Annotated in this window: 24 protein-coding genes, 1 other RNA gene and 2 pseudogenes; 13 read left to right on the forward strand and 14 right to left on the reverse strand. The window is 30.7% G+C overall.

What is annotated here, in order from left to right; genetic code table 11:
• Nucleotides 1-94 precede the first annotated feature (94 nt).
• The 3 genes from GMC_RS19125 to GMC_RS0105280 form a co-directional block, all read right to left on the reverse strand.
• Nucleotides 95-355, reverse strand: coding sequence for an ISAon1 family transposase N-terminal region protein (locus GMC_RS19125; RefSeq protein ID WP_010521156.1), 261 nt, complete (start codon nucleotides 353-355; stop codon nucleotides 95-97).
• Nucleotides 356-478: 123 nt separating this feature from the next.
• A complete protein-coding gene (locus tag GMC_RS0105275) occupies nucleotides 479-1,651 on the reverse strand; it encodes a LamG domain-containing protein (RefSeq protein ID WP_010521157.1) in 1,173 nt (390 codons plus the stop codon).
• A gap of 512 nt (nucleotides 1,652-2,163) precedes the next feature.
• Entirely contained in the window at nucleotides 2,164-4,716 is a 2,553-nt protein-coding gene (locus GMC_RS0105280; protein ID WP_010521158.1) for an ATP-dependent Clp protease ATP-binding subunit, read from the reverse strand.
• Nucleotides 4,717-4,928: 212 nt separating this feature from the next.
• Between GMC_RS0105280 and rnpB the strand changes: the two genes are divergently transcribed.
• Nucleotides 4,929-5,248, forward strand: an RNA gene (rnpB, locus tag GMC_RS20540) — RNase P RNA component class A.
• Nucleotides 5,249-5,891: 643 nt separating this feature from the next.
• Here the strand turns inward: rnpB and GMC_RS22125 are convergent.
• From GMC_RS22125 to GMC_RS0105305, 5 genes are all read right to left on the reverse strand, one after another.
• Entirely contained in the window at nucleotides 5,892-6,182 is a 291-nt protein-coding gene (locus tag GMC_RS22125) for a nitroreductase family protein (RefSeq protein WP_238527928.1), read from the reverse strand.
• Between the two features lie 256 nt (nucleotides 6,183-6,438).
• On the reverse strand, nucleotides 6,439-7,482 hold the full coding sequence (locus GMC_RS0105290; RefSeq protein WP_010521159.1) for an ATP-grasp domain-containing protein: 1,044 nt from the start codon (nucleotides 7,480-7,482) through the stop codon (nucleotides 6,439-6,441).
• Between the two features lie 86 nt (nucleotides 7,483-7,568).
• Complete coding sequence (locus GMC_RS0105295; RefSeq protein WP_010521160.1) at nucleotides 7,569-8,150, reverse strand: RsmD family RNA methyltransferase; 582 nt, start codon at nucleotides 8,148-8,150, stop codon at nucleotides 7,569-7,571.
• A gap of 1 nt (nucleotide 8,151) precedes the next feature.
• Nucleotides 8,152-8,940, reverse strand: a complete 789-nt coding sequence (locus tag GMC_RS0105300; protein ID WP_010521161.1) for a DUF3822 family protein — start codon at nucleotides 8,938-8,940, stop codon at nucleotides 8,152-8,154.
• A complete protein-coding gene (locus tag GMC_RS0105305) occupies nucleotides 8,930-9,571 on the reverse strand; it encodes a hypothetical protein (RefSeq protein WP_010521162.1) in 642 nt (213 codons plus the stop codon). Before GMC_RS0105305 ends, GMC_RS0105300 begins: the two co-directional genes overlap by 11 nt.
• 122 nt (nucleotides 9,572-9,693) lie before the next feature.
• On the opposite strand from GMC_RS0105305, the gene GMC_RS0105310 reads away from it, so the two are divergent.
• The 5 genes from GMC_RS0105310 (at nucleotide 9,694) to GMC_RS22960 (ending at nucleotide 13,818) form a co-directional block, all read left to right on the forward strand.
• A complete protein-coding gene (locus tag GMC_RS0105310; protein WP_010521163.1) occupies nucleotides 9,694-11,124 on the forward strand; it encodes an ATP-dependent DNA helicase in 1,431 nt (476 codons plus the stop codon).
• A 471-nt stretch (nucleotides 11,125-11,595) separates the two neighbouring features.
• The gene (locus tag GMC_RS0105315; protein ID WP_010521164.1) at nucleotides 11,596-12,144 is read left to right on the forward strand and encodes a 1-acyl-sn-glycerol-3-phosphate acyltransferase; all 549 of its coding nucleotides are present in this window, start codon (nucleotides 11,596-11,598) and stop codon (nucleotides 12,142-12,144) included.
• A 66-nt stretch (nucleotides 12,145-12,210) separates the two neighbouring features.
• Nucleotides 12,211-12,708 (forward strand): thiol peroxidase, encoded by a 498-nt coding sequence (tpx, locus tag GMC_RS0105320; RefSeq protein ID WP_010521165.1) that lies wholly within the window; start codon nucleotides 12,211-12,213, stop codon nucleotides 12,706-12,708.
• A gap of 544 nt (nucleotides 12,709-13,252) precedes the next feature.
• Nucleotides 13,253-13,513: a chalcone isomerase family protein gene (locus GMC_RS22545; protein WP_010521166.1), complete on the forward strand. Its 261-nt coding sequence runs from the start codon at nucleotides 13,253-13,255 to the stop codon at nucleotides 13,511-13,513.
• A 146-nt stretch (nucleotides 13,514-13,659) separates the two neighbouring features.
• Nucleotides 13,660-13,818 (forward strand): chalcone isomerase family protein, encoded by a 159-nt coding sequence (locus GMC_RS22960; RefSeq protein WP_094766256.1) that lies wholly within the window; start codon nucleotides 13,660-13,662, stop codon nucleotides 13,816-13,818.
• Nucleotides 13,819-14,347: 529 nt separating this feature from the next.
• Here GMC_RS22960 and GMC_RS19135 read toward each other — a convergent pair.
• Nucleotides 14,348-14,644, reverse strand: a pseudogene (locus GMC_RS19135) (transposase); the annotation flags it as partial.
• 47 nt (nucleotides 14,645-14,691) lie between these two features.
• On the opposite strand from GMC_RS19135, the pseudogene GMC_RS19140 reads away from it, so the two are divergent.
• Nucleotides 14,692-15,102, forward strand: a pseudogene (locus GMC_RS19140) (IS1595 family transposase); the annotation flags it as partial.
• Between the two features lie 157 nt (nucleotides 15,103-15,259).
• On the opposite strand, the gene tssD reads toward GMC_RS19140, so the two are convergent.
• The 4 genes from tssD to GMC_RS19145 form a co-directional block, all read right to left on the reverse strand.
• Nucleotides 15,260-15,646 carry a type VI secretion system tube protein TssD gene (gene tssD, locus GMC_RS0105345; RefSeq protein WP_010521169.1) on the reverse strand — a complete coding sequence of 129 codons (387 nt, stop codon included), beginning with the start codon at nucleotides 15,644-15,646 and terminating at the stop codon, nucleotides 15,260-15,262.
• Nucleotides 15,647-15,838: 192 nt separating this feature from the next.
• Entirely contained in the window at nucleotides 15,839-16,693 is an 855-nt protein-coding gene (locus GMC_RS0105350; RefSeq protein ID WP_010521170.1) for a TssN family type VI secretion system protein, read from the reverse strand.
• A gap of 13 nt (nucleotides 16,694-16,706) precedes the next feature.
• On the reverse strand, nucleotides 16,707-17,618 hold the full coding sequence (locus GMC_RS0105355; RefSeq protein ID WP_010521171.1) for a hypothetical protein: 912 nt from the start codon (nucleotides 17,616-17,618) through the stop codon (nucleotides 16,707-16,709).
• A gap of 9 nt (nucleotides 17,619-17,627) precedes the next feature.
• Nucleotides 17,628-18,224, reverse strand: coding sequence for a C40 family peptidase (locus GMC_RS19145; protein WP_010521172.1), 597 nt, complete (start codon nucleotides 18,222-18,224; stop codon nucleotides 17,628-17,630).
• 125 nt (nucleotides 18,225-18,349) lie between these two features.
• On the opposite strand from GMC_RS19145, the gene GMC_RS0105365 reads away from it, so the two are divergent.
• Genes GMC_RS0105365 through tssO form a run of 6 tightly spaced genes read left to right on the forward strand, consistent with a single transcriptional unit; the run spans nucleotide 18,350 to nucleotide 23,368 of the window.
• On the forward strand, nucleotides 18,350-18,775 hold the full coding sequence (locus tag GMC_RS0105365; RefSeq protein WP_010521173.1) for a GPW/gp25 family protein: 426 nt from the start codon (nucleotides 18,350-18,352) through the stop codon (nucleotides 18,773-18,775).
• A gap of 3 nt (nucleotides 18,776-18,778) precedes the next feature.
• Nucleotides 18,779-20,608 carry a type VI secretion system baseplate subunit TssF gene (locus tag GMC_RS0105370; protein WP_138940569.1) on the forward strand — a complete coding sequence of 610 codons (1,830 nt, stop codon included), beginning with the start codon at nucleotides 18,779-18,781 and terminating at the stop codon, nucleotides 20,606-20,608.
• Between the two features lie 24 nt (nucleotides 20,609-20,632).
• Nucleotides 20,633-21,448, forward strand: coding sequence for a PKD domain-containing protein (locus GMC_RS0105375; protein ID WP_029489613.1), 816 nt, complete (start codon nucleotides 20,633-20,635; stop codon nucleotides 21,446-21,448).
• Nucleotides 21,423-21,662 carry a hypothetical protein gene (locus GMC_RS0105380; RefSeq protein ID WP_029489614.1) on the forward strand — a complete coding sequence of 80 codons (240 nt, stop codon included), beginning with the start codon at nucleotides 21,423-21,425 and terminating at the stop codon, nucleotides 21,660-21,662. Before GMC_RS0105375 ends, GMC_RS0105380 begins: the two co-directional genes overlap by 26 nt.
• Nucleotides 21,663-21,664: 2 nt before the next feature.
• Nucleotides 21,665-22,834 carry a hypothetical protein gene (locus tag GMC_RS0105385; RefSeq protein WP_010521175.1) on the forward strand — a complete coding sequence of 390 codons (1,170 nt, stop codon included), beginning with the start codon at nucleotides 21,665-21,667 and terminating at the stop codon, nucleotides 22,832-22,834.
• A 24-nt stretch (nucleotides 22,835-22,858) separates the two neighbouring features.
• The gene (gene tssO, locus GMC_RS0105390) at nucleotides 22,859-23,368 is read left to right on the forward strand and encodes a type VI secretion system TssO (protein WP_010521176.1); all 510 of its coding nucleotides are present in this window, start codon (nucleotides 22,859-22,861) and stop codon (nucleotides 23,366-23,368) included.
• A gap of 299 nt (nucleotides 23,369-23,667) precedes the next feature.
• Here the strand turns inward: tssO and GMC_RS0105395 are convergent, their stop codons facing one another.
• Entirely contained in the window at nucleotides 23,668-24,480 is an 813-nt protein-coding gene (locus tag GMC_RS0105395; RefSeq protein WP_010521177.1) for a phospholipase D family protein, read from the reverse strand.
• Nucleotides 24,481-24,746 lie beyond the last annotated feature (266 nt).

Raw genomic sequence — 24,746 nt, forward strand, 5'->3', positions numbered from 1 at the left:
TTAAATCTTTTGGTTTGATTAAACTACCATCCTCTTAAAACTAGGTCAAACCAAAACTTAATATTTACAATTTTGACTACTCCGTTCTTGTGTCTCAATATTTTGTTGGTAGTCCACACCTTCTACGCTTCACTTCTAAATAACATGCTTTTCTGCGAATAGGAAAATCTTGGATTTGAGTTACAGGATAAAAGCCTTTAGAATGTAATCGCTTTTGAGATTGTTCGCCCATCGGTAATGGCTTTTCTTCTAAAACTAGTGTCAATCTATCATTAGATTCTTTGGCTTCTATAATATCAAAATATTCTAAAATCCCTTCGGGTAAAAAGTAAGCAAGTAGTTCTTTGGAGTCCAATTTATTGTTTTTAACAAAAATCTAAAATTTTATAACACCCCACAACTTTTCGGGTTGATCCGAAAAAACCACCAAAAGCAATTATGCTTTTGGTGGTTTTTAAAGAATGTTTAGTTTGCAATATTAAGCTGAAATATTGCTTGCAATAGGCTTATAAACTCTAATCCAGTCCACTTTCATACTATTTTTGTTAGGATCTGCTAAATCTTCATCGCTAGGAGTTCTTTTATCAAGTACATGCCAATTTTGAGATTCAACATTTATAATGATATCCATTTCCTTATTAAAACCAGTTCCTTTTTGGAAATTGTAAGGATCAATAACATTTACTTTTGATTGTTCGCTTGCTTTTTTAAGTGTTGCTAAAGAATATGTAGTGGAGGTTTCAAAATTATTTAATTTTTGATATCCAGCGTCCATATCCAGTTTACCATCAGTCATTGATGGGTAATCATAATCCCATTTACCATTAATTTTGTTAGCCATGGCCTTGTCGTAAAGCACTCGAACCAACTCACCGTCAATGTAATATTCAAAATGAATAGGACTTACCCAGTTGACACCAACACGTACATATTTACGATTTCCGTTATTCCAGCTGTATTCACCCCAACTAGTCACTCCATTTCTTCTCCACCAGGATTTGAGGTCTGTTGGTTGGTAATCAGTAAAAGGCTCTCTAATAAAAGAGTGGTGACTTAAATGTATAAATTGTGAAAAATATTCATTTTTAGGTTCTTTACCACCATAACATTCAATAATGTCAATTTCCTGAGTGTCATCAGGACTTAATAGCCAAACATCTGAAGCTAGCGCAATATTAGCAACACTAATACTAGCTTCAACAAATACAGGGTATTTTACCTTTTTATTACTTGTAATACAACCAGCGTTTACACCAGGAACACCCATTTTTTCAGTACTTGGGTTTCTTGATGATTTTATAATTAAATCGTCGCCATTTACTTCAACATGATCATACTGCCAATAGGTTGTTCCTGGTCCATTCCAAGCATTATGGTAAAAATTATACCATTTGCCATCTCCAAAATCGGTTCTTATGGTTGCTGGTTTATGTAGGTAGTTAAAATCATCAGAAGTGTCAGTTTGTAATTCCCATTTCATGGAATCACCAGCATTTGCGGGTACAGGAATTTTTTGAAATTCCATTTCTACAACTGGAGTAGTGTCTTTACTCTCATTTTCGGAATTGTTTTGCTCATTCTGTTTGGACTTACCATTACAAGCAATAAGCATAGACACACCTAAACTTATTAATAATAGATTAAATTTCATAAAGTAGTTTGGTTATTAATTAAATTCATCTTTAAGCTATTTTGTAAAAGCTTAAAACTATTGTTGTTTTAAAGCATAAAAGTAGCTTTTTTACTACTTTTCTACAACTATTTAAGAAGATCAATCTATTTTAACGTTTTTATAGCTGATTTTATGTGTAAAACTTAAGTTAATTTTTTTTAAAATTTAAATTCTAAATTTTAAAAGAATGAGTTGTAAATTGCAATTAGGCAAGTATTTATCACAATTAATACTATTGTTGATATTAAATTACTTATTTGAAATGGTTATTTTTCATTTGAAACTTTAAAATAATATCAAACTGCAGAAAAGGCTAAACTTATATTTTCTCTATGATCCAAAAAAATATTTAATTATTGTTTGAGTAATTTAAAATTAGCGCCATTGTAAAAAAGATAATGGCTCAATTTGTAAAGATTATCATAAAAAAAAGCCGTTTAGTTATTTGCTAAACGGCTCTTTGATGTTCTATATCCTAATTAAATAACACATTACTTTGTAGCCTCGTCGGGTGTTTGTATTTCAATTTTTAATTCATTAGCTTTTTCATCCAAATCCATAAAAATAGCATCTCCTTCTTTTAATTTTGAAGAAACAATTTCTTCAGCTAAAGCATCCTCGATAAATTTTTGAATAGCTCTTTTTAAAGGTCTTGCTCCATATTGCTTATCAAATCCTTTTTCGGCAATGTAATCCTTCGCTTTATCACTCAATGTTAATTCATATCCTAAATCTTTAATACGAACAAACAATTTTGTTAATTCAATATCAATAATCTTATGAATATCATCCTTTTCAAGTGCATTAAAAATAACAACATCATCAATACGGTTTAAAAATTCTGGAGCAAATGCTTTTTTTAGGGCTCCTTCAATAATTCTTTTTGCATTTTCATCTGCTTGAGATTTTTGAGAAGCGGTTCCAAAACCAACACCTGAACCAAAGTCTTTCAACTTTCGGGCACCAATATTGGAAGTCATTATAATTATTGAATTTCTGAAATCTATTTTGCGTCCAAGGCTATCTGTTAAATAACCATCATCTAATACTTGCAATAGCATATTAAATACATCTGGATGTGCCTTTTCAATTTCGTCCAGTAAAATCACGGAATAAGGTTTGCGTCTTACCTTTTCAGTTAGCTGACCACCTTCTTCATAACCTACGTATCCTGGAGGTGCACCTACCAAACGTGAAATTGCAAATTTTTCCATGTATTCACTCATATCCACACGGATTAATGCCTCCTCACTATCAAATAATTCTTTTGCGATTACTTTGGCTAATTGGGTCTTACCAACGCCTGTTTGTCCTAAAAATATAAATGAACCAATGGGTTTGTTAGGATCTTTAAGCCCAGCTCGGTTACGTTGGATCGCTTTTACCACTTTTGCAACGGCGTCGTCCTGCCCTATGACTTTACCTTTAATAAGTTCAGGTAATTCCGCAAGTTTAGTAATTTCTTTTTGAGCAATTCGGTTTACAGGAATTCCTGTCATCATGGAAACTACATCCGCTACATTATCTTCATTAACAATTTCTTTGTGCTCTTTAGAGTCAGCTTCCCATTGTTCTTGAGCAACGGCTAATTGTTTTTCAATATTTTTTTCGTCGTCACGAAGCTTAGCAGCTTCTTCGTATTTTTGTTTTTTGACTACGCTATTTTTAAGTTCTCTAACCTCCTCTAGTTTGCGCTCTAAATCCAATATTTTTTTAGGAACATCAATATTTGTAATATGTACACGAGATCCTGCTTCATCTAATGCATCAATAGCTTTGTCTGGTAAAAATCGATCCGTCATGTATCGATTTGTTAATTTTACACAGGCTTCTATAGCATCTTCAGTAAAAATTACATTATGATGTTCTTCATATTTCCCTTTGATATTATTTAAAATTTCAATGGTTTCTTCGATATTGGTAGGCTCAACTATTACTTTTTGAAAACGGCGCTCTAAAGCTCCATCTTTTTCAATGGAGTTTCTGTACTCATCTAGCGTTGTGGCACCTATACATTGAATTTCACCACGTGCTAACGCAGGTTTAAACATGTTTGAAGCATCTAAGCTACCAGTGGCACCGCCAGCACCAACAATGGTATGAATTTCATCAATAAAAAGAATGATATCATCATTTTTTTCTAATTCATTCATTACTGCTTTCATGCGCTCCTCAAATTGACCACGATATTTGGTACCTGCAACTAAGCTAGCCAAATCTAAAGTAACTACGCGTTTGTCAAATAGAATACGAGAAACTTTTCTTTGTATTATACGCAAAGCTAAACCTTCAGCAATGGCAGATTTACCAACACCAGGTTCACCAATTAAAAGCGGATTATTCTTTTTACGACGACTCAATATTTGCGATACACGCTCAATTTCTTTAGTACGACCTACTACTGGGTCAAGTTTTCCATCTTCAGCCATAGCTGTAAGATCCCGACCAAAGTTATCAAGTACTGGTGTATTTGATTTTTTTGCGTTTTTAGTACCTCCGGAACCTGTATTTCCAAAAGACTCACGTTCGCCTCCTTCTAAATTTTCACTTTCTTCAGAAAATGATTCGGAAGTAGGTAAATCGTAATTTTCATCATCATTTATAATCATACCTTTAAATTGTTCTTTAACACTATCATAATCTACTTTTAAACGATTTAACAACTTAGTAGTCGGATCGTTATCGTTTCTTAAAATGCATAGTAGTAAATGTGCAGTATTTATAGAGGTGCTTTGGAACAACTTAGCTTCTAAAAAAGTTGTTTTTAATGCACGTTCAGCTTGCCTTGTTAAATGCAAGTTCTTTTTTTCATTTGATGCTACTGCTACTGTGGTATTCGCAGGGCTAAGAATTTCAACTTTTCTACGTAAGTGAGCTAAATCAACTTCCAACGCAAATAAAATATCAATAGCTTTTCCGCTACCATCACGCAATAAGCCTAACATTAAATGTTCTGTTCCTATAAAATCATGCCCTAAACGTAATGCTTCTTCTTTGCTGTAAGCTATTACATCTTTTACTCTAGGCGAAAAATTATCATCCATAAGCTTTCTTTCTACGTTAAATTTATGATTTTTTATGAATTAAATGGCAAAAATTATGCCCTTTAATAAATGTTTTAGTTTTGATGATGTTTTTTTGGTTTTGAGCGAACGGTTAATAATTTTCAAAATATTGATAAACTGTAGTATAAGTGAATTTAAAATTATAAAATGGTTTCGTATCAAAATCCATGATTTGGCAGTATATTTGCCGACTAGCGAGTCGCCTTATCGCTCTTTAGCAGTTAAAGAGAGGAAAGTCCGGACACCATAGTATGGCATAGCGGGTAACGCCCGTCTGTTTTGATTAATTAAAACATGGACAAGTGCAACAGAAAGCAGGTACAGGTAATGCTGTAGTGAAACCAGGTAAACTCTATGTGGTGCAACGTCATGTAAACCAGCGCTAAAAGGGTTATGCGCCCAAGTTGGAGGGTAGGCGGTTATAGTTATTTAGTAATAGATAACACAGATAAATGATAAGGATTTCGATGTTATCGAAATACAGAATCCGGCTTATAGACTCGCTTTTCTTTTATTTTAAATGTTTCTGTCGTTCTAAAGTTAGCTGTTAATGTGTTTTTTAGTTAGGTTTTATACGTTTGGACTTATCTTAGCTTCTACTTATAATTTTGACAAAATTTAATTGAAATTTGTGTTGATTTTGAAGGATCAAGCATAAAAAGATTCTTCAGAATTGTGAAATTTAATATTGAGAATAATGGTATTATATCAACAAAAACCTCATCATTCTAATTTATCGACAACCTACCATGATGAATCATAAATGGGTATGACAAAAATACAGTTGTAGTCCTTGTTTTTAATTTTATTTATCATTTTTTTTGATGAATGAGTGTAATTTTGCCAATAAAACATTGATTTTTTTAGAATTTAATATTAAAGAGACATTTAGTCATAAAACACACTAATTTCATCAAGAGATTTTTATTCTATATTGGGAACATAGATTTTTTCAGCCGCATATCCAACAGAGAACAACATAAAAGCTTTCTCATTTTTGGGTCGATCAAGTAAGTCAGCCAAAAAATTCATAGGTCTAAGAGTGTGGTTTAATGTTACAAGTCCTGCGTTATGAATAGCAGTGATCAACATGCCACATGCAATTCCTACAGACTCATTTACATAATAGTTATTACTTTTCTGGTTGGTTTCATTTAAGTCATAGGTCTTTTAAAAGCAATAATTAGCCAAGGAGCTGTTTCTATAAAAGGTTTGAATATATCAGTACCTAACGCTTCAAGATCCTTTTTCCAGCGTTCACTCATTCTACTTTCGTAACTTTTCTTTTCTTCGACCTCGGTAGCAATTCTAGTTTTAGTTTTTAATTCTTTATTGGAAACAGCACAAAATGTCCAGGGTTGTTTGTGGGCTCCAGAAGGAGAAGCAGAAGCCGAAAGAATTAAATTTTCAATAACACTTTTAGGAATAGATTGATCAGAAAACATTCGTATTGATCTTCGTTTATTTAACTAATGATAAAAAGAAGCACTGCGATCAATCATTTCTGCTTTAGAGTACTGAAAATCTTGACTATATTTTACATGATTATGATTGTCGATAGTTATTTTTTCTTTTGGATGAATCATTGTTGTGAATTAATGGTTTACGAATTAAAAAAGATATTTCTTAAAGTAAAATGGCGTTACAATATCAATCATTAAAATAAATATGCACAAATTTATATCAAAAAATAAAGTTAATTTACCATTGTTGCAAAAGCATATTATTTAGTAAATCGAAATAATTCCATCCTATAGCTCTGGCTGCTAATAATGTTAAACTATCTTGATCTTGCCTATGTAGCCTAGATGGTCCTGTCATATTTGGCTTTAAATTTAAATCAAATAAAAAGTAATTCCCCTTTTTGTCAGCTCTACAATCAATTCTAATAGGAGCCTTTATTTGAAGGAGCATAGCTGCTTTTTCGCATTGTTTGCATGCCTCAATGATATTTTTGGCATTGAGTTCATCTTGGTTTAAAACCTTGCTGTTTTCAATTACAGCAACAACTCCATTGTAAGGAGCAATTCCATTTTGATGATTAACTCTTTTAACGGCGGGCAAGCTCCATGGTTTTACAAATGCTTGATTTTTGCTATTTATTTTATAATTACCAGGAGGCATTACAGTAACTGTAATTTCTTGACCACTTAAAAATTGTTCAACATAAGCGCTATCGCCATATAAATTGGTTGAAAATAATTCAGTTAATTTAAAATCTAAATTCTCTTTATTTTGAACAACAGAAACTCCTTGGCTTCCTCTGCCTCTAAGTGGTTTTAGAACCAAAGGGAAATCAATAGTTAATTTAAAGTTTGTAACTTCTTTTTTTGAAATAAACTGAGTCTTAGGTATAGAAATATCGTTTGCTGTCAGCAATTGATTAGTTATCCATTTATCATCATAAGTATCTACTAAATTTGGAGATTGTCCTACAAATTTTATTGACGAATTGAAAAAATGAATTATTGGATGCTCATTGTACAATATGGTATTTAACCATAAAACATTAGCACCTTTATCAATTGCTAATTGAATTCCTTGTTTTGTGTCTGGAAAAACCCAATCCAAATCATTGTTTAGATCTGGTTTATCAAAGGGAGTAATAATTGATACTCCACTTTTATGTAGCTCTACGGCTATATCTGCTCCACTATCTGAATAGCCTCCGGGTTTCATTGGTTTTTGAATTCCATTTTTTATTGGAGTTACTTTATATTGATATAAAACAGCTACTTTTTTCATTAGTGAAAGTTACTAAAAAAGATGCTTATTTTTAGTGCTATTGAAAAAATGAGCTATAGAATAATTTGTAGGCAACTATTTTATAGTTATACAATTCTCATTTCGGTAATATCATCATCATTTTCTGCAACTTCATTTTCAAAAAAACTAAAAACAGAGCCACCATAACGTTTGTCATAACTAAAATTAGGATGACTTTCTAATGAAGTATGTTTAGAGTGTTCAATAATTAGTACGCCATCGGGTGCAATTAATGAATTATCAAAAGCTAAATCTACTATTTTTGAAAATTGTTCAGTACTAAAATCATAAGGAGGATCAGCAAAAATGATGTCATAGGATTGACTCGATTTTTCTAAAAAAAGAAATACATCACTTTTTATAACTGAAATAGGTAAATCTAATTCTGCAGCAGTATTTTCTATAAATTTAGCACAAGCATAGTGTTTGTCAACTGCGGTAATTTCTTCGGTACCCCGAGAGCCAAACTCGTAACTGATGTTTCCTGTTCCCGAAAACAAGTCGAGTACACTTACTTGCGAAAAATAATAGAGGTTATTAATTATATTAAACAAGGCTTCCTTAGCCATATCGGTAGTAGGGCGTACGGGAAGCTTTTTTGGAGCTGTCAAACGCTTGCTTTTATGTTTTCCTGAAATGATTCGCATGTTACTTGTTAACTAATTGATGGAGCACATTTATAGTCTCTTTTTCTGTTTTTGGTTGTGCAATATGTCTAATGTAAGTAAATAATAGCTCAAAAAGATCATTATCTATGGTATTAATTAACTCAACTTCAACTTGATTGGAGGACAGGTTAAGTTGTTCCAAACAAAACAGTACGTAATACATAACATCTTCATTTGCAGTATAAGTGAATGAGTTGAACAATAGTAAATCGGTACCTTTTGTGCAAATAATGTCAAATTGTTGTGTTGTTACATAAATGTGAACTTTTTCAGAAATACTATATTTTTCCTTGTCAAGCACATGGTTGATTAGTATGCCACTAGAGTGGTAAAAGTCAAATTCACCTAATTTTTCCAGCAAAAAATTATTGACATTGATATAAGGTATAAACACATTTATAATACCTGTAGTCAATTCATCATAAGTTATATAATCTGTAGTTAATGTTTTAACAGAATAATTCAAATAGGTTTTTAATTCATTTTCTTTAAATAAAGCTTTAGGTACTAAAGCAAATAACTCATTGTAATAAATTACGTGGATTGCACTAAAATTAGCTTGTAATTCAGGTTTTGTAGTAAAGGCTTCTGAAACTTGATCTAACAATTGCTGCTCAGTAAACGAAAAATCACCGCTACTTTTAGTAAAAGTTGAAACAACCTCACTAGTATTTGATGTGATTAAAAAAGAAAATCCATTCAAACTTAATTGAATGGATAAACTATATGATGATGTATTGTTCAAGTTTGAAACAGTACTATTTGTCATAAACTATAGGCCAGTTACCATTTGTATTAATTTCTTCAAGTGAGCCAACAAATATTTCAGGTCCATTGATCTCATCTAAAGATTCTACTTCATCTTCCTCAGCTAAATATTGTTCTGGCTGATCGTATAATAAACTTCTTTTAGGTATTGAGGCGATAAAAACAGGATATAGGATTTCATTTTTTTCCACAACACTTGTTTTCATTTCAATGTTTACCACTTTATCTTCGCTCAACTTAATTTCTGATAATTTTTGGTAAGCATCACTATTTTTAAATAGAGAATCCTTAACAGATTCATATCCTAATATATCAACCACCACAGTATCTACCGATCGATCAATACGGAAAGCTTTGTCGTAGCGCGTAAAACTTGAATCTCTTCGTTGAGTAATTGTAAATTTAGCCGTATCAATAAATTTGGCTAAAGCATTAAAATCGCGAGCATATTTACCAGTAACAACTTTATGTGCTTGTTGGGATCGTCTAATATCTTTCAATTGTTGTACAGCAAGAGCAAAACGTTGCTCTTTTACTTGTTGAAATCGTACCGAGCTATATACAGAATCATAAACTTTGTATCCCAAAAAGGCAATTACAACCCATAAGACTAATTGTACCAGTAATTTCATGTTAATTCAGTAGTTATTTATGTTATAAAGCAAATCTACAATTTTTTTTGAATCACAAAAGTCCTGAGGAATTTTTTCTTGATTATCTTTGAAAATTCTTTGTTTCTACTAATTCGGCACATTTGACGGCAGCATCATTTTACAAACTATTAATAAGTAAATTTCCGCATAAAACTACATCATCGCAGGATGAGTGTTTGTTATTACTTTCTGATTTTTTATTTAGTAAAGAGGCTACATCACTATTTATTTTAAAAGGATATGCAGGTACAGGAAAAACTACTTTAATAGGTACGCTAGTCACCCAATTATGGCAAGCAAAAATGAAATACATGCTGTTAGCGCCAACAGGTAGAGCGGCAAAAGTAATTTCAAATTATTCAGGCAAACAAGCACAAACCATTCATCGACACATCTATTACCCCAAAAAAACTAATAATGCGGGGGTTAGTTTTACGCTTAAAAAAAATAAATTTACAAATACACTTTTTGTAGTGGATGAATCATCAATGATACCTGATTTACCTACGGAAAGTAAAATGTTTGAAAATGGTTCACTGTTAAATGACCTGCTTCAATATGTATATTCAGGCACAAACTGTAAAGTTTTATTTATTGGAGATACTGCTCAATTACCGCCAGTCAAATCCGAATTGAGTCCCGCTTTAAACGAACAAACCTTAGCACTTGATTTTGATAAAAAAGTAACCACTATTGAGCTTAATGAAGTGGTACGTCAATCCTTAGATAGCGGTGTATTAAAAAATGCAACGGCACTCCGTGAACATCTTCAGGATACTTTTTTTGAAGAATTTAAGTTTGATATTGAAGGGTTTAAGGATATAAAGCGATTGGTTGAAGGCAATGAAATTATTGAACATTTACAAGATTCATATGGAAAATACGGACATGAAGGTACTGTAATTATAGTGCGATCAAACAAACGCGCTAATTTGTACAATCAGCAAATAAGGCAACGTATTTTATTTAAAGAAAATGAACTTTCAGCTGGTGATTTTTTAATGGTGGTTAAAAATAATTATTTCTGGTTGGAACCTAATTCAGAGGCTGGTTTTATTGCAAATGGCGACATTATTGAAATCCTGGAAATTTTTGCAATCAAAGAATTATATACATTTCGCTTTGCAGAAGTTAAAATTAGAATGATTGATTATCCGAACATGCAGCCATTTGAAACAGTTTTAATTTTAGATACTTTGACATCGGAAAGTGCCTCAATGAATTATGAGGATAGTAACAAATTATATCAAGAAGTACTTAAAGACTACAGTGATCTAAATTCTAAATACAAAAGGTTTCTGGGAGTTAAAAACAACTCATTTTTTAATGCCTTGCAAGTAAAATTTTCATACGCCATTACCTGTCATAAATCTCAAGGAGGGCAGTGGCCTCATGTTTTTGTTGAGCAACCTTATTTGCCAGATGGAATTACTAAAGATTATATGAGGTGGTTGTATACTGCAATTACGCGCGCTCAAGAGCAATTACATTTAATAGGATTTAAGAACAAAGATTTTACTGTTAATGATTGATTATAAGAATTTTTTAAAATAGTTATAATTAGTCATTCATTAAATTATTATCGTTAAAAAGCACTTAATAATCGCTTAAAAGCATTTTTTGTTGTTAGTGTAATTTATTTTACTTACATTTGTAATGAAATTAGTCATAAGCAGGTAAATTTCCCCAAGGTTTATTTGTGACGAGCCACTAAACATATAAAACATGCTTAGTGGTTTTTTTATTCATAATATACCAATCTAAAAAAAACAATTTTTAGGGTATTTTTATAAAATTTTAAGTGAATAGAATTTTGAAGTAAAGGTTGGAATAAATTTTTAATAACTGAACTACGCCCAAGGAAATGATATTACTTACAATATTTGTAGGGATTTAGCTTATTTACTAGACTAGTAGTTCTCGTATTTAGCCATAAATCCGATTTTTCAATTGTTCAAAACTACAGCTATAAAATCTTAATTTTTTTAGATTAAATTTGCTAAATGATAACAATACTTTCACGTTTTATTTTGTTCCAAGTTTTAGACTGGAAAATTGTTGGAAATTTTCCTAAAGACTTAAAAAAATATGTTGTCATAGGAGCACCGCATACCAGCAATATGGATTTTATCATAGGATTACTCGTTAAAACTATATGTAAAACCAAAATTAATTTTGTAGGAAAAAAGTCATTATTTCGATTTCCCTTCGGTATTTTTTTTAGAAGTGTAGGTGGCGTTCCTGTGAATAGAAAAAAAAATGAAAAGCTAGTTGACAGTATAGTAAATGTTTACAATGAAAGAACATCATTCATTTTGGCAATATCTCCTGAAGGCACACGTGACAAGGTTGAGGATTGGAAAACAGGGTTTTATTATATTGCAAAACAGGCTAAAGTACCCGTAGTAGCACTTACATTTGATTTCGGAAAACGACAAACGGAGATTTTTGAACCGTTTTACACTACAGATAATAAAGATGCAGATTTTAAATTCTTAAAATCAAGATACATAGGAATTAAAGGTAAAGTAGTAGAAAATAGCTATGGTTAAAGCCGTGTTAAAGTAACAAATGCTAAATGGTTTTTTGTAATTTGTATTAAAATAAATTTTATAAAAATGGCACAATTAACTTTACAAGGAAATTCAATTAACAGTTTAGGTTCATTACCTGAAGTTGGTGCTCAAGCACCGGATTTTAAATTAATTGCAAGTGATTTATCGGAAAAAACATTGGCAGATTATAAAGGCAGTCGCGTTGTTCTTAATATTTTTCCGTCGATAGATACTGGCACTTGTGCAACCTCTGTTCGTACTTTTAACAAATCAGCTTCAGCACTTGAAAATACAAAAGTACTTTGTATATCAAGAGATTTACCATTTGCAATGTCCCGATTTTGTGGTGCCGAAGGATTAGAAAATGTAGAAACACTATCTGATTTTAGAGAAGGTCAATTAGGTAAAGATTATCAATTAGAAATTATTGAAGGGCCATTACAAAAACTACATTCAAGAGCAGTCGTTGTTTTGGATGAAAATGCTAAAGTACTGCATACAGAACAAGTAACGGAAATTGCAGATGAACCTAATTATGAAGCGGCTTTAGCCGTGTTATAATTACTGTTATTTCTCTTTATTTCTTACAATAAAACAACGCTGTCGCTTTGCCTCGGGGTTGTTTTTTTGCATTATAGATTCTCATTTAAATGCATCATTTACTGCTGGTGATAGTATTGTTTCATAATTTCATTCCATTGAATACTATATCTACTTGGCTCAATGAAATTTAGGTATTACAGATTTAACACATATAAATAATTAAATTACGGCAGGCAATGCCTTAGATTTAGTGTTGTTTTTTACTTAGCTATTTAAGTGGTGATAAATCATTTTTAGGTGGTGATTTGAAGGTAGCAACTGTATAATATGTTGAAATTACGCATATTAGAGAAATCTATTGCTAATGGTATTGCTTTTATAGACTGAAAAGATTGTGCTCCGTGGATTTTGTAAATGCTTATTTTGCATGTCTTAAAAGGATTCCTATTATAGCGAACAAAATTGATTTTTATTAAAATAAGTAAGCATGAAGTATCTAGTATTATTTTTTTTCATCTCTTTAATATCGACAACTTTTTATGCGCAGTCAAAAATTAGAAAAGTGAAGCAAGAAGACATAAAACGACTCAATTTAGAGTCCAAAATTGTTGGTAAAACAGCTTTTCCAGCATTATATCGTTTTAAAAAACAACAATTGATTTTGAATGGAGCAGGGTTAAGAGAACTACTTTGGGTAGACGTGTATGCGTGCGGATTGTATTTAAGAGATCCAGAAATTAATGCGCTAACCATTGTAAATAAAGACGAATTGATGATTATGCGTATGGATATTTTATCCAAAGCAGTATCCAAAAAAAACTAATAAGTGCTTTTAAAAAAGGGATTGATAATGAAAACAGTGAAGTTGTATTAAAGCAACTTGCGCAAGAAATTAGTACTTTTTTATCCTATTTAAATAATTTAGATTTAAAAGTGGGCGATAAAGTTGATGTAGTTTAGGAACCTAAAATTGGGTTATCGCTATATTACAATTATAAAAAGATAGGGACTACTGGAAGCTTAAATTTTAAAAAAGCCATTTTAAATATTTGGTTATCAAACAAGCCAGTAGATAAAAGCTTGAAACCAGAACTTTTGGATGGTGCAACGGAATTTTTGAAAAATTAAATTTGAAAAAAGCTACTAGCCTACTACACCAGGGCAAAAGCATTTAACTTTTAAAAAGACTAGAATCATCTTAACTCATATTAACTTTAAGGTATTTTCTTACCATAAAAGAGAAAAAATGTCAAACCTTTTAGATTCGAAATCTAAGATAAATCTTTTTCAACTATATTTTTCAAACTTGCCTGATCCTCGCCGTACCGAAAAAGGACGTCTAAGACATTGCATGTCAGATATTCTGTTGCTTACTTTTAGTGCGTGCTTTGTGCCTACCAAAGTGGGATTGCAGCTTATTGTTTGGTGAGCATGTGCTAGATTGATTATAAAACACGGTTCTTTTACAAAAGGATTATCCTCAAAAAATACCCTGAGGAGGTTTTATGTCAGCTAAACCTAAGATTTTTTAAAGTTGTTTTAGTCAATGAATTAATTTTTTTAAAATTTAAACGTACGGATTACCTAATAAATTTCAAAAATGACTATACAACGCTATTATTATATTGGACTACCTAATAAATGTGGTACAATTTTACTAAGCCACATTTCTATATTTATTTTGAGTTAATTTTAATTCCATTTCTAAAGGAGTCAAATAATCTAAAGCTGATTGTATTCTTTTAGTATTGTACCAATTTACATATTGATCAATAGACCTGTAAAGCTGCTCACTATTTGAAAAAAGGTACCTATTTAAGCATTCATACTTAATTGTTTTAAAAAAGCTTTCAGCTACAGCGTTATCCCAACAATTTCCCTTTCTACTCATACTTTGAGTAATTTTGAGATTTGAATTTAGCAAGGAAACTATTTTATTTGAAGTGTATTGAACACTATAGGCTTAGCAAAATTGTACCAACAAATGTAGTTACTCCAGTTCTGGAAGATATTGATACAGGAAAGCAAGAAAGGCAGTGTAGGTATTTTAAAGCTAAAGTATTGACAAGCCATAAAGCAGATCAAACGGATGATACTTTATAATCAGCAATAGATAATGACCAGACTATTGTCTTCACGGATCAAAGTACTTCATATGTAAATATCGCTGATTATGTAGAAGTACATATGAGTGAAAAATCGAATGAACAGACTACCAAAGAAACTTTGAAGTGGGTGCATATAGCTATCAGTAATGCAAAGAGGAACTTTGTAGGGACTTATCATAAAATTAAAGCCAAATATCTTCAACTCTACCTTAATGAATTCGTATACAAACCCAATAGAAGGTATTTTGGAGAGAAAATCTTTGACAGGCTAGTAATAGCTAGCATTACAGCAAATGGACACTAAGCGGATATACATAATTTTATTTCAGAAATATTAATAAAACAATTAATTCAATCAAAATTTAATGAGTGAAAGAACAGAATTTCTAGGTGAAAGAAAAAAAGGGAACAAATTAATTAAAATTGTTCCCTTTAAAATTATTTTCAATGTTATAATCAAATTACACCCATTCGTTAACATGCTCTCCGTTACCTACTGCGATTTCGCGTGCTGAAATAGTGATTTTTTCAGTCATTGGGTTTTTACCGGTAGCATCAAAATTTTCAGTATATTTTACAGCGTAAGCATCGGTAAACTTTAATTCTTTAGAAGTTGCTTCCGTATCTCTTTTTAAGAATACAATAGAACCACTTCTCATTTCGAAATTGTTGAACATCCAGTCAGATAAACTAGTATCTGATGTAGATTCAACCTCAATAGTAATCATTCCACCACGTGTTACAGAAGATGGACGACCTGTAGCATCAGTTTCCTGACTTAAACCATAGTGACAGTTTAATACGTTAAACTCGTTTCCTGCTACTTTTAATTTTGCTTTAAAAGACATAATAAAAAAATTTAAAAATTATAATAATAAACGTGAATTATTCACGCTGTAAATATATAATTATTAGCCTTATAACCAAATAAATTTTCTGATCATCAAGCAGTTCTCAAAATTTTAATGTAGATTTTTTCTTGTAAAAACGAGTAAAACTAACCGCTGAGCCAAAAATGTTAAAATTTAAAAAATAATTTTTTAAGCTCTTTGGCAAATGATTATATCATTTTCTTTAATATTATTGGCGTCAATTGTTTTAGTGAAATCGTAGTAATTTCTTTTTCCTAAAAAATTAGGTTTGGAGTAAAAGATCCAGCCGTAGGGCTTGTTACCATTTTTAATATAAGCAATATTACTTTCGGGGTGTCTTTCGTTATAATCGTTAATAAAAAAATAGAATAATTTTCCAAACTCCATTTGTTCAGGAGCTTTTAATCTAAAATTGCTAATTTCAGAACTATCCGGTTCTTTATTAAATTCAAATGAAATCACTACTGGATTTTTTAATTCACTCTCTTTTGGATCTTTAATAGAATTATCGGTTGGATAAATCCATCTTTTAAACACTGGTACCGGAACGGCTACAGAAAACTCATATAACTTTACCAACATAAAAGGAACTAAAAAACAAATACCTGCTCCTAAAAAAATGTACATAAAGTCTAGTTTATAAAACTGGATCGTGAATAAAAATCCAATTAATCCTATACAACCCATGGCTAAGGTGAAGAAAAATTCCGGCCAAAAATCGGTTTTTTTCTCAGAAATATTACTGAAAAATTTTTGCATTATTAAAACATGCAGGCTTCCATAAATTAAAAATAAAATTTGAAAACTTATAAAATTTGCTAATGGTGAATTTTGCAACACATTATCGTTAGATAATAACGCTGTTACTGCAAATACTAAAATTATTGCTAGTGTATAAATAAAGAAAGCCTTCTTATTCTTTTTTAACAGTTTGCGTAATTTGGTAACAAACCCCATGATAACACTGCCAATTATCAGCATTACTAAACCTAATTTTACAAAACCTGGTGTTAAGGTAATCATTAGCATACTTAATTTATATTTTAGCCGAAAGTCCTAAAACAGCACTTTCTTCGTTTAAACAAAATATTTCTTTACTAGAAGTATTATTGACTTGTATTTCATATTCCGCTTCCAAAGGAACAAAATACTCACAAAAAACACTAATAAATTGTGTTCCAATTCCATTCTTGGTAAAAAGATGCCTGCTATTTAAGTTAGAAATTGTAATGCAAATAGTAAAAAACGGAAATAATACAGTAGTTTTTTTGGTGTCCAATGATAAATTTAAACCTAATACCTGTTCTTCGTGATAATTACCTGAATTATTTAAAGGTTTAAATGCATTGTAAATTTCAACTTTCTCTTTGATAATTTTTTCCAAACATTTTGCAATAAGATCTTTGTCTTTAGATATTTTGTGTGCAAAAGGCAGTGCTTTTACGAATTCAAAAATGTACTTAGCAGGAACTTTATCTCGTATACCCCAAAAATCAATAGGAAACGAATCCTTAATACTATTATTAAATTTGAAAAGATTGTTTTTTTCTTCTTTTTCAATGGCTATTTTCTGAAGAAAAAATTCGTTCTCCAAGGGAGCAAACAGCATACGGGCATCTTTTTCTTCCTTACGATTTTTTCTGCGAATTTCTTTGTAGGCCATTTGGGTGTTAATACCTACAGGTTTATGAAATACTCCTTGCGGTATCGCATCGTACATCCCGTTCCTTGAAATCTGAATTTCAAACTTTCCTTTATCGTTTATTTTGGAGTTTAAAATGTCCCGTCTGAAACCGCGGGCAAAATTACTTTTAAACAGAACTACAATGTCTTCTTCTTCTAAATATGTGTTTTCAAGTAATTCTAAAACTAAAATCTCAGCCTTTAAATCGTGAAAATTTTCGCTGAATTCTTTATGGATAGTAGCTAAATCTGCCGTAATATTCATTCAAACAAATTATTTATTAATTTGTTCTAAATTTACTTTTCTGCCGGCAGATACAAAAAGTTTTTGCCAGTGTTTATTTTGCAAATCACTTATTTGAACTCCGTTTTTTCCATTTGCTGCACGGCGAGAGGTAGAATGTACAAATTTACCGTTTGTCAAATAAACCCCTACGTGAGTAATAGGATCATATTGTGATCCTGTTAAATTAAAAAATATTAAGTCGCCTTCATTTAAATGCTCCTGACCAATAAATTTATCTGTTGTCGGTGATAAAAATTGCTTATCAGCCGTACGTTCAATTAGAAAACCATATACATCGTGGTATAAGAACTGTGAAAAAAACGAACAATCAATACCTGATTTGTTTTCGCCTCCCATAAGGTATCGGGTACCTTCCCAAGAATCTATAAACTTATATAATTTTACGCTATTTGCTTCAGAAACCGGGATTCCTAATATAGAGGCGTATTTTTTTTGAATAGGAAGCACTCCTTTGAATTCTGTTTTATTTTCCACCTCTGGCTCATCGTCAAAATTTGGTATTTTAGCGCCTCCGCATGAAGTAGCCAGTAAAACGCAGCATAATCCAAAAAGTAGTTTTTTCATTAAAATATTTATGGTAATAATAAATGTTTGTTTTAATACTTATCTAAGTAAAATACTAAAAAACGCAAATCATAGTTTGTAAATTTACAAAAAAAATTAACTTTATAATCTAAGCTTTATTTATTTTGCGCTATTATAAATTACCCCTTACTGTTGATAAAATTCTTTTAAATGAAGAAGCAAACACATGTTCTTTAGAAGAATCTATTTCAAAGTTCATTCATTTAATTGCCACCTCCCACTTTGGAGAACTGGATTACGATGCCTCTTTTGGCTGTAAAATTTGGAATGTGGATTTTGATAATCTTAGTGGTACGGATAAGTTAAAAAATTCAATTTCAAAATCAATTTCAAAATCATTGATTTTGCATGAAAAACGATTAGAAAAAATAATGGTTGACGTATCAGTAATTCAGGATGAATTTAAGGGTAAAACAAAACATAATCGTGTAAAAAAACGAGTTGATATTAAAGTTTCAGGCACTAAAAAACAAACAAATGAATCTTTTTCGTGTGTAGAAAGTTTTTATATTGCTCCACTAGCCTATTAAACTATGCAAACAAAGAGTGACATAAAAAACAGGATGATTAAAAAGGCTGCTGAAATGTGGGGCGTTACTCCCAGCGATATAGACAGTACTTTTGACCCGGTAGTTTCCTTACTAATTGGCGCCTGTGCTACGGAACTTTCAAAAATTTCCAGTGATATTTCTAATTCACAAAACAGGATTGCCGAAAAACTTATTGATTTAATTTCTCCCAATACGGTTACTGGTGCAAAACCAGCTCATGCTGTTATACATGCAATGCCCGTAGAAGCTCATGCCGAAGTGTTACCCGTTGATCAGCTTATTGCTAAAAAAAGAATTAAAAATTCGGATGGAAATGTTTTTTACAAAAAAGCCTATTTTTCTCCTATTAAAAACTTTAAACTAGTCAATGCTCATATTGAATACGCCATAGCAGGTAATACATGTATTCAATACGAAAAAGAAAAAAAAGCGATTAATTCGCAAAGGATTGGTTTAACTGATAATGTTATCGCTCCCGAGGCTACTTTATTTTTAGGAATTCCTAAAACTGAAACTAAGATTTCTTTAAAAAACACCAATATTTATTTTGAAATTGGAGATCTAAGCTATCAGGAATTGTTTTACAATCAGCTAAAACAGGCAGAATTTTATTATAACAATCAACCCATAAAAATTAGTTTTGGACTTAGAACACCCCAAACTATTGACAGGGATAATATTAGCGAAATATTTTCTGGCGGATCGCAAAAAAATTATTCTGCAGAAAACGAAATCGAATCGCTTTATAAAAAAAATTACGTAAAAATACTATCCGATTGCTTGCTAAACAAACCCATTAAAAACTTTGATTTTTTAGCACATATAGACTTAGAGGAATTTGAAAACTTTAAAGAGTACCAATGGCTTAAAATCGTATTCCCAAGTACAGTTTCTACTAAAATACTAAGTAATATTTATGCTGCTCTTAATACGTTTCCAGCATTAAACCGCAGGTTAGAAAGCACATCATATTCTTTAAAAGAATTTTCGAACATTGTTCCTTTTAGTTCATCAGATATTTTTTTAGATATCAAAAAAGTGAGTGATGATTTTGGTAAAACTTATACGGCAATTACAAAAGACAATACCAGTAAAAAAGGCACTTTTGCTATTAGAGATAAAAATATTAGCCGATTGGATGCTCGGAAAGCAAAAGATTATTTAATCAATTTACTGGATCTTTTAAAAAATGAAAGCGCTGCATTTTCTACCTTAGGATATGAAAATTTGCAATCAAATATTCGTAAACTCAATCAAAACATTTCTGCTTTAGAAGATCGGGTTAGTGATATGAATATTGAAACTGATGAAGTGCACTATTTATCACTTAATCCTTACAACCAAAAAGGAACTATTTTTGTTGATTACTGGACAACTATAGGTGAAGAAGCCAACCTATTAAAAGTAAATACCAAACTAGAAATTTACAAAGGTGTAGATATTGATGCTCAAAAAAGTTTTTTGGTAACTCCATCTCAGCAGGGCAAAAATTCATTGAGTGAACAAGAAAAATTATTCAGTTATCGCAGGGCATTATTATCACGAGACCGTATTGTTACCAAAGAAGATGTTAAAGCGCTGTGTTTTGATATTTGTGGTACAAAAATTGAAAATGTAACTTTTTCAAAGGAGTTTAAAACTCATTCAGATTATAATAAAGGTTTAATTCCTACAATAGTGATAACAATTAAGAAGAAAATTGATGTTAAAACTGGGGATAATGAGTGGATTATGATAAAAAATAATATATTGTCCGTTCTTAAGGAAAAAGCAACCAGTTTGTTTCCTTATTATATTAAATTTACCAACTAAATACGCTAAATAAATAAGTAATACATGGAACAAAAATCCAGTAGCAGTTATATTGATAAGAATGTGATTTATATAATGTTAGGAACACTGTTGCTTGCAAGTATAGTATTAATAGCGAAAGTTGCCAACCACGATCCTTGTAATATTATGAATTTTGAAGTTAATGCAAGTCAATTTAGAGTTGGTGAAATTATTCGTTTTAAAGATTATTCTGAAAATGTAACCGAAAGACAATGGTCTTTTGGTGATAGTACTGATAACAGGTATACTGAAAATCCATTCCATACCTATAGTACTCCTGGAACTTACTCAGTTGAATTATTAGTTAACAACAATTGTTCTGTAAGTAAGGAAATTGTAATTAAGGAAAAACTGGATATTATAGATTCTACCCGAATTGCTAATTTTAAAGTTCCTGCTAGTATTACTGTTGGTGAACTGATATCGGTAACCGACATAACTAAAAAAGCTACCAGTTGGGAATGGCGTTTTGGTGAAACTTCTGAAGTTAATTCTACCTTTCAAAACCCAACTTACACCTACCAAACTCCGGGTTTAAAAACGATTACTTTAATCGTAAATGGCGATCCCAGGTATAGTACTCAAAAAAGAATTACAGTATTACCGAAAGAAGAAGAAAAAGTTGTAGAACTTTCAAAACGCCAAAAAAGAAAATCTTTACGCGAGGCAAAGCGAGACCGTGAATCTTTAATTAAGTACGATCCTGTTGTTAAAGCTGCACCAACGCCACCATCTGTCAAAATATCAAATGCCCCAAAAGCGGTTGAAAAACCTCAAATTTCGAGAAGTGCATTTGCTAAAAAAAATTATACAGGTTAGTGAAGAAAAAGCAACTGCCGATGATTTTAAGCCTTACATGTGTGGTAATTTGCAAACCATGACTATGATTAAAGGAAAAAAATCAACATTTTTGGAATTATGTGAAAAAATAAAAGGTAAAAAAATAAAAATAAAATCATTAGCACTTTACAAAAACGAAAAAAATAAGTGTATTGAGTATATTTCTATTGATTATTCTAAAAGCTTTTTTTAATTATGTATAACGGCACTACTTATAATTATGTAAATTGGGTGGATGGAATGAAGATTAATAAATCTCATTTTATGGATTCTGATAATGCAAACATTGCTTTAATATCAAAATCGACTTCTATTGTAGTTCACTCAAACCAATACGGTTTGTTACCTGATGTATCTTCAGGCAAAGATTCTAAAGACAGCATACAATTATCTTTAGACGGGCAAAATAATTTATCTATAAATATTATCAAATGTAAAGCAGTTACTCCTGGGGGGTACTATATAGAAATCTCCGAATTGACTAATGCTTTGTTAGATAAAAGCGGAAAGTTTGAAACAATTTCAGCAAATTTAAATGCTAGTTTAAATACCGATGATGCGTATTATATAGTTTTAAAATTTGATCCGTTTAAAAAAATTCCTGTTGGTGAAGCCAAAACTGATGAAGAACCACCAAGACATCCTTATTCTATAGGGAGTTATTCTTTACATACCGTACCCGAAGAAGAATTAAAACATACCAATTTAGGTAAGAGTTATTTGATAGTAGGAAAAATATTGTTTGAAGATGATAAACCGCAAATAGACGCTAATTATATTCCTCCATGCTACTCCATTCAAAGTCATGGCGACTTAGTTTATATATATTCGCAAATAGGAATTTTTTTTAAAACTATTGAGAAATATGCAATTCAAATCATTCAAAAAATTCTACAAAAAAAACAGAATAATGAATTATCTGAAATGATCCAATTTATTGCTCAAAATGTATGGCAATATACCTCGGGTATTATACCAGAATATCATATTGAAGATCGTATGACTTCTCCAGTAAAAATTACTACTAAGCTTATTACTCTTGCCCGTGTTATTAAAAATAGTATGGATATTTATATTGGTACTGGTAAAGAAGAATTAGTAAATTATTTAGTAAACTGGAGCGACACTACACAAGGTGAATTCGAAAAATTATTAGATGACATGATTGAGATTGATTACAAACATTATGATATTAATCAATCACTGAATACTGTTTCTCAATTTTCAAAGGTAATTCAGTTACTATTTAAAAAATTAGATGAACTAGATTATATAGGTAAAAAACCAGATTCTAATATATTTGTAAAAGAAGAAGTAATTGTAAAAGAAGAGGTAAAACAACGACGTAGTTTTTTACTGGATTAAAAATAACACTATTGTAACAAATTTATGGAGCCAAAAAATAAAAAAGAGCGCACTACCAGCATATTAAAATTTTCTTTATTATTCTTAGTAACTATTATCTTAATATTATTTGCAGCCTTTTTCGACTTTAACCGGTTACCTCTTAAAGAAAACAGCATATTAAAAAATAAAGTTTCAATTGCTGAAAAAGAACTTATATATCAAAAAGAGTTTTCAAAAAAATCCGAAGAAATAAAAGCGCTTATTGATTCGTTAGATACGCCAGGTCAAAATTTACAATACTTTAATGCTTTAATTAATTCTAAAATTGTAGAATTACAAAAAAGTATTCCTGCCAAAGATTCTACTAATAATTACGATATTTACGTGAATTCTGTACAATCTTATGTAGATATACAAGAACTTAAAACAAAGTTGAAAAGTTATGACGGTGTTGATGCCAAATTGAAAGATTACCAGCAAGAATTAGATCGCATCACTTCCAAATATGATGAAGCTCAACGTTTCTTAAGTTCGATGAGAAGAAATAGGTAAATACTTGACATAATAAATTTTCTTTTAAGGTTCAATAATATAACATAACGGATAATATAAAATTTTGTATTCCAAATTTGTCTCATTCCATAACCTATCATAAACCCCTTTCATTCGATTAATAACCTTATTAAATACCTTTACATCGGTTGGTTCCAAAACGAAATTTTGATTTGAGGTCACAAATATTTTTTATTCAGCTTATTGACTTACTCTCTTTAACCTAGTTGAAGTTCAATCATATTAGCTATACAAATCAGCTTATGTCAAGACAATTGCTTTTATTGTTAGCAACCTGACTATTTCAAATTATGGACTTCTTTGGCTTTTTTCCAATTTTTACTGAGTATAGGTTTTTCCATGCTTGTTCTTCTTTCTGATAATTCTCCTGAAAAATGACAATACTTTTCTGGATAACTACGGTTTTTGTGTTCATCCCATTTTTTAAATGAATTGTAATTCATTGGTTTGTCCATATTAAAGGGAATCTTACTCCCTGATCTAATACAATAACCTATCTTTTTATCTCTAGTACTTTTTTCCTTTTTCATAAAAAAATCAGACAAATCATCAAGTACAATTTCTGAGCGTACATATTTTTTTGAACTCAAAATATTCTTCTTTACGTATTTTGGCTTTTTATTAAAAAGTAAAACTGCTTGATCGATCACAGTTTTAAAATACTCCCAAGAATCCGCATCTAAATTATTTTCACCCGTAAATGTACCTTTTAATGATTTTTCCATTAAAATTCCAGTTTCAATATTATTATTTTGAGAAAATCCATAAAAATTCATTGATGTAAGCATTGCTTTGGAATCATTGGCATAGTATTTTGCATGAAGTCTTTTTTCAAAACGAATTTCAACATTCGGGAATTGCTTGAAAAATTCAAAATCTTCTTGCTTCATACTTTTTGAAATATCATCTTCATTTTTACCAAATAAAACCGTCAACTGTATTTCAGGCTTTTTCAAGTGCGTCAACAAAGCAGATTTATACCTATCGTGAAGTTTTATGTATGGAGATATTAAAATAATGTGGTCATGTGCCGACACAAAAAAATTTTCAAGTGCTGCATTAAGGTCATTTCCTTTTAAAAATTTAGCCATTGATTTAAGTTAGTATTTCATTTAGACTTATTGCAAATAGTTAGTTTAAGAAACGAAGGGCATGTCATCAGCAATACGCTTCTTATTGATAATAAGCTAAATATAATATTTTATTTATTTTTTGTTTGAAGAAACTAATTTTATTTTTTAACAATGCACAGCCTTTTTAGATAAAAAAACGCCGTGTTTTTGAGCATTACTAAATTAATCCTATTATCAGATGGAAACTTTTTTCTTGTATAATCAAGAACAACTAAAAATTTTTA

It is taken from the genome of Aquimarina agarivorans (assembly GCF_000218485.1).
Classification (GTDB): Bacteria; Bacteroidota; Bacteroidia; order Flavobacteriales; family Flavobacteriaceae; genus Aquimarina; species Aquimarina agarivorans.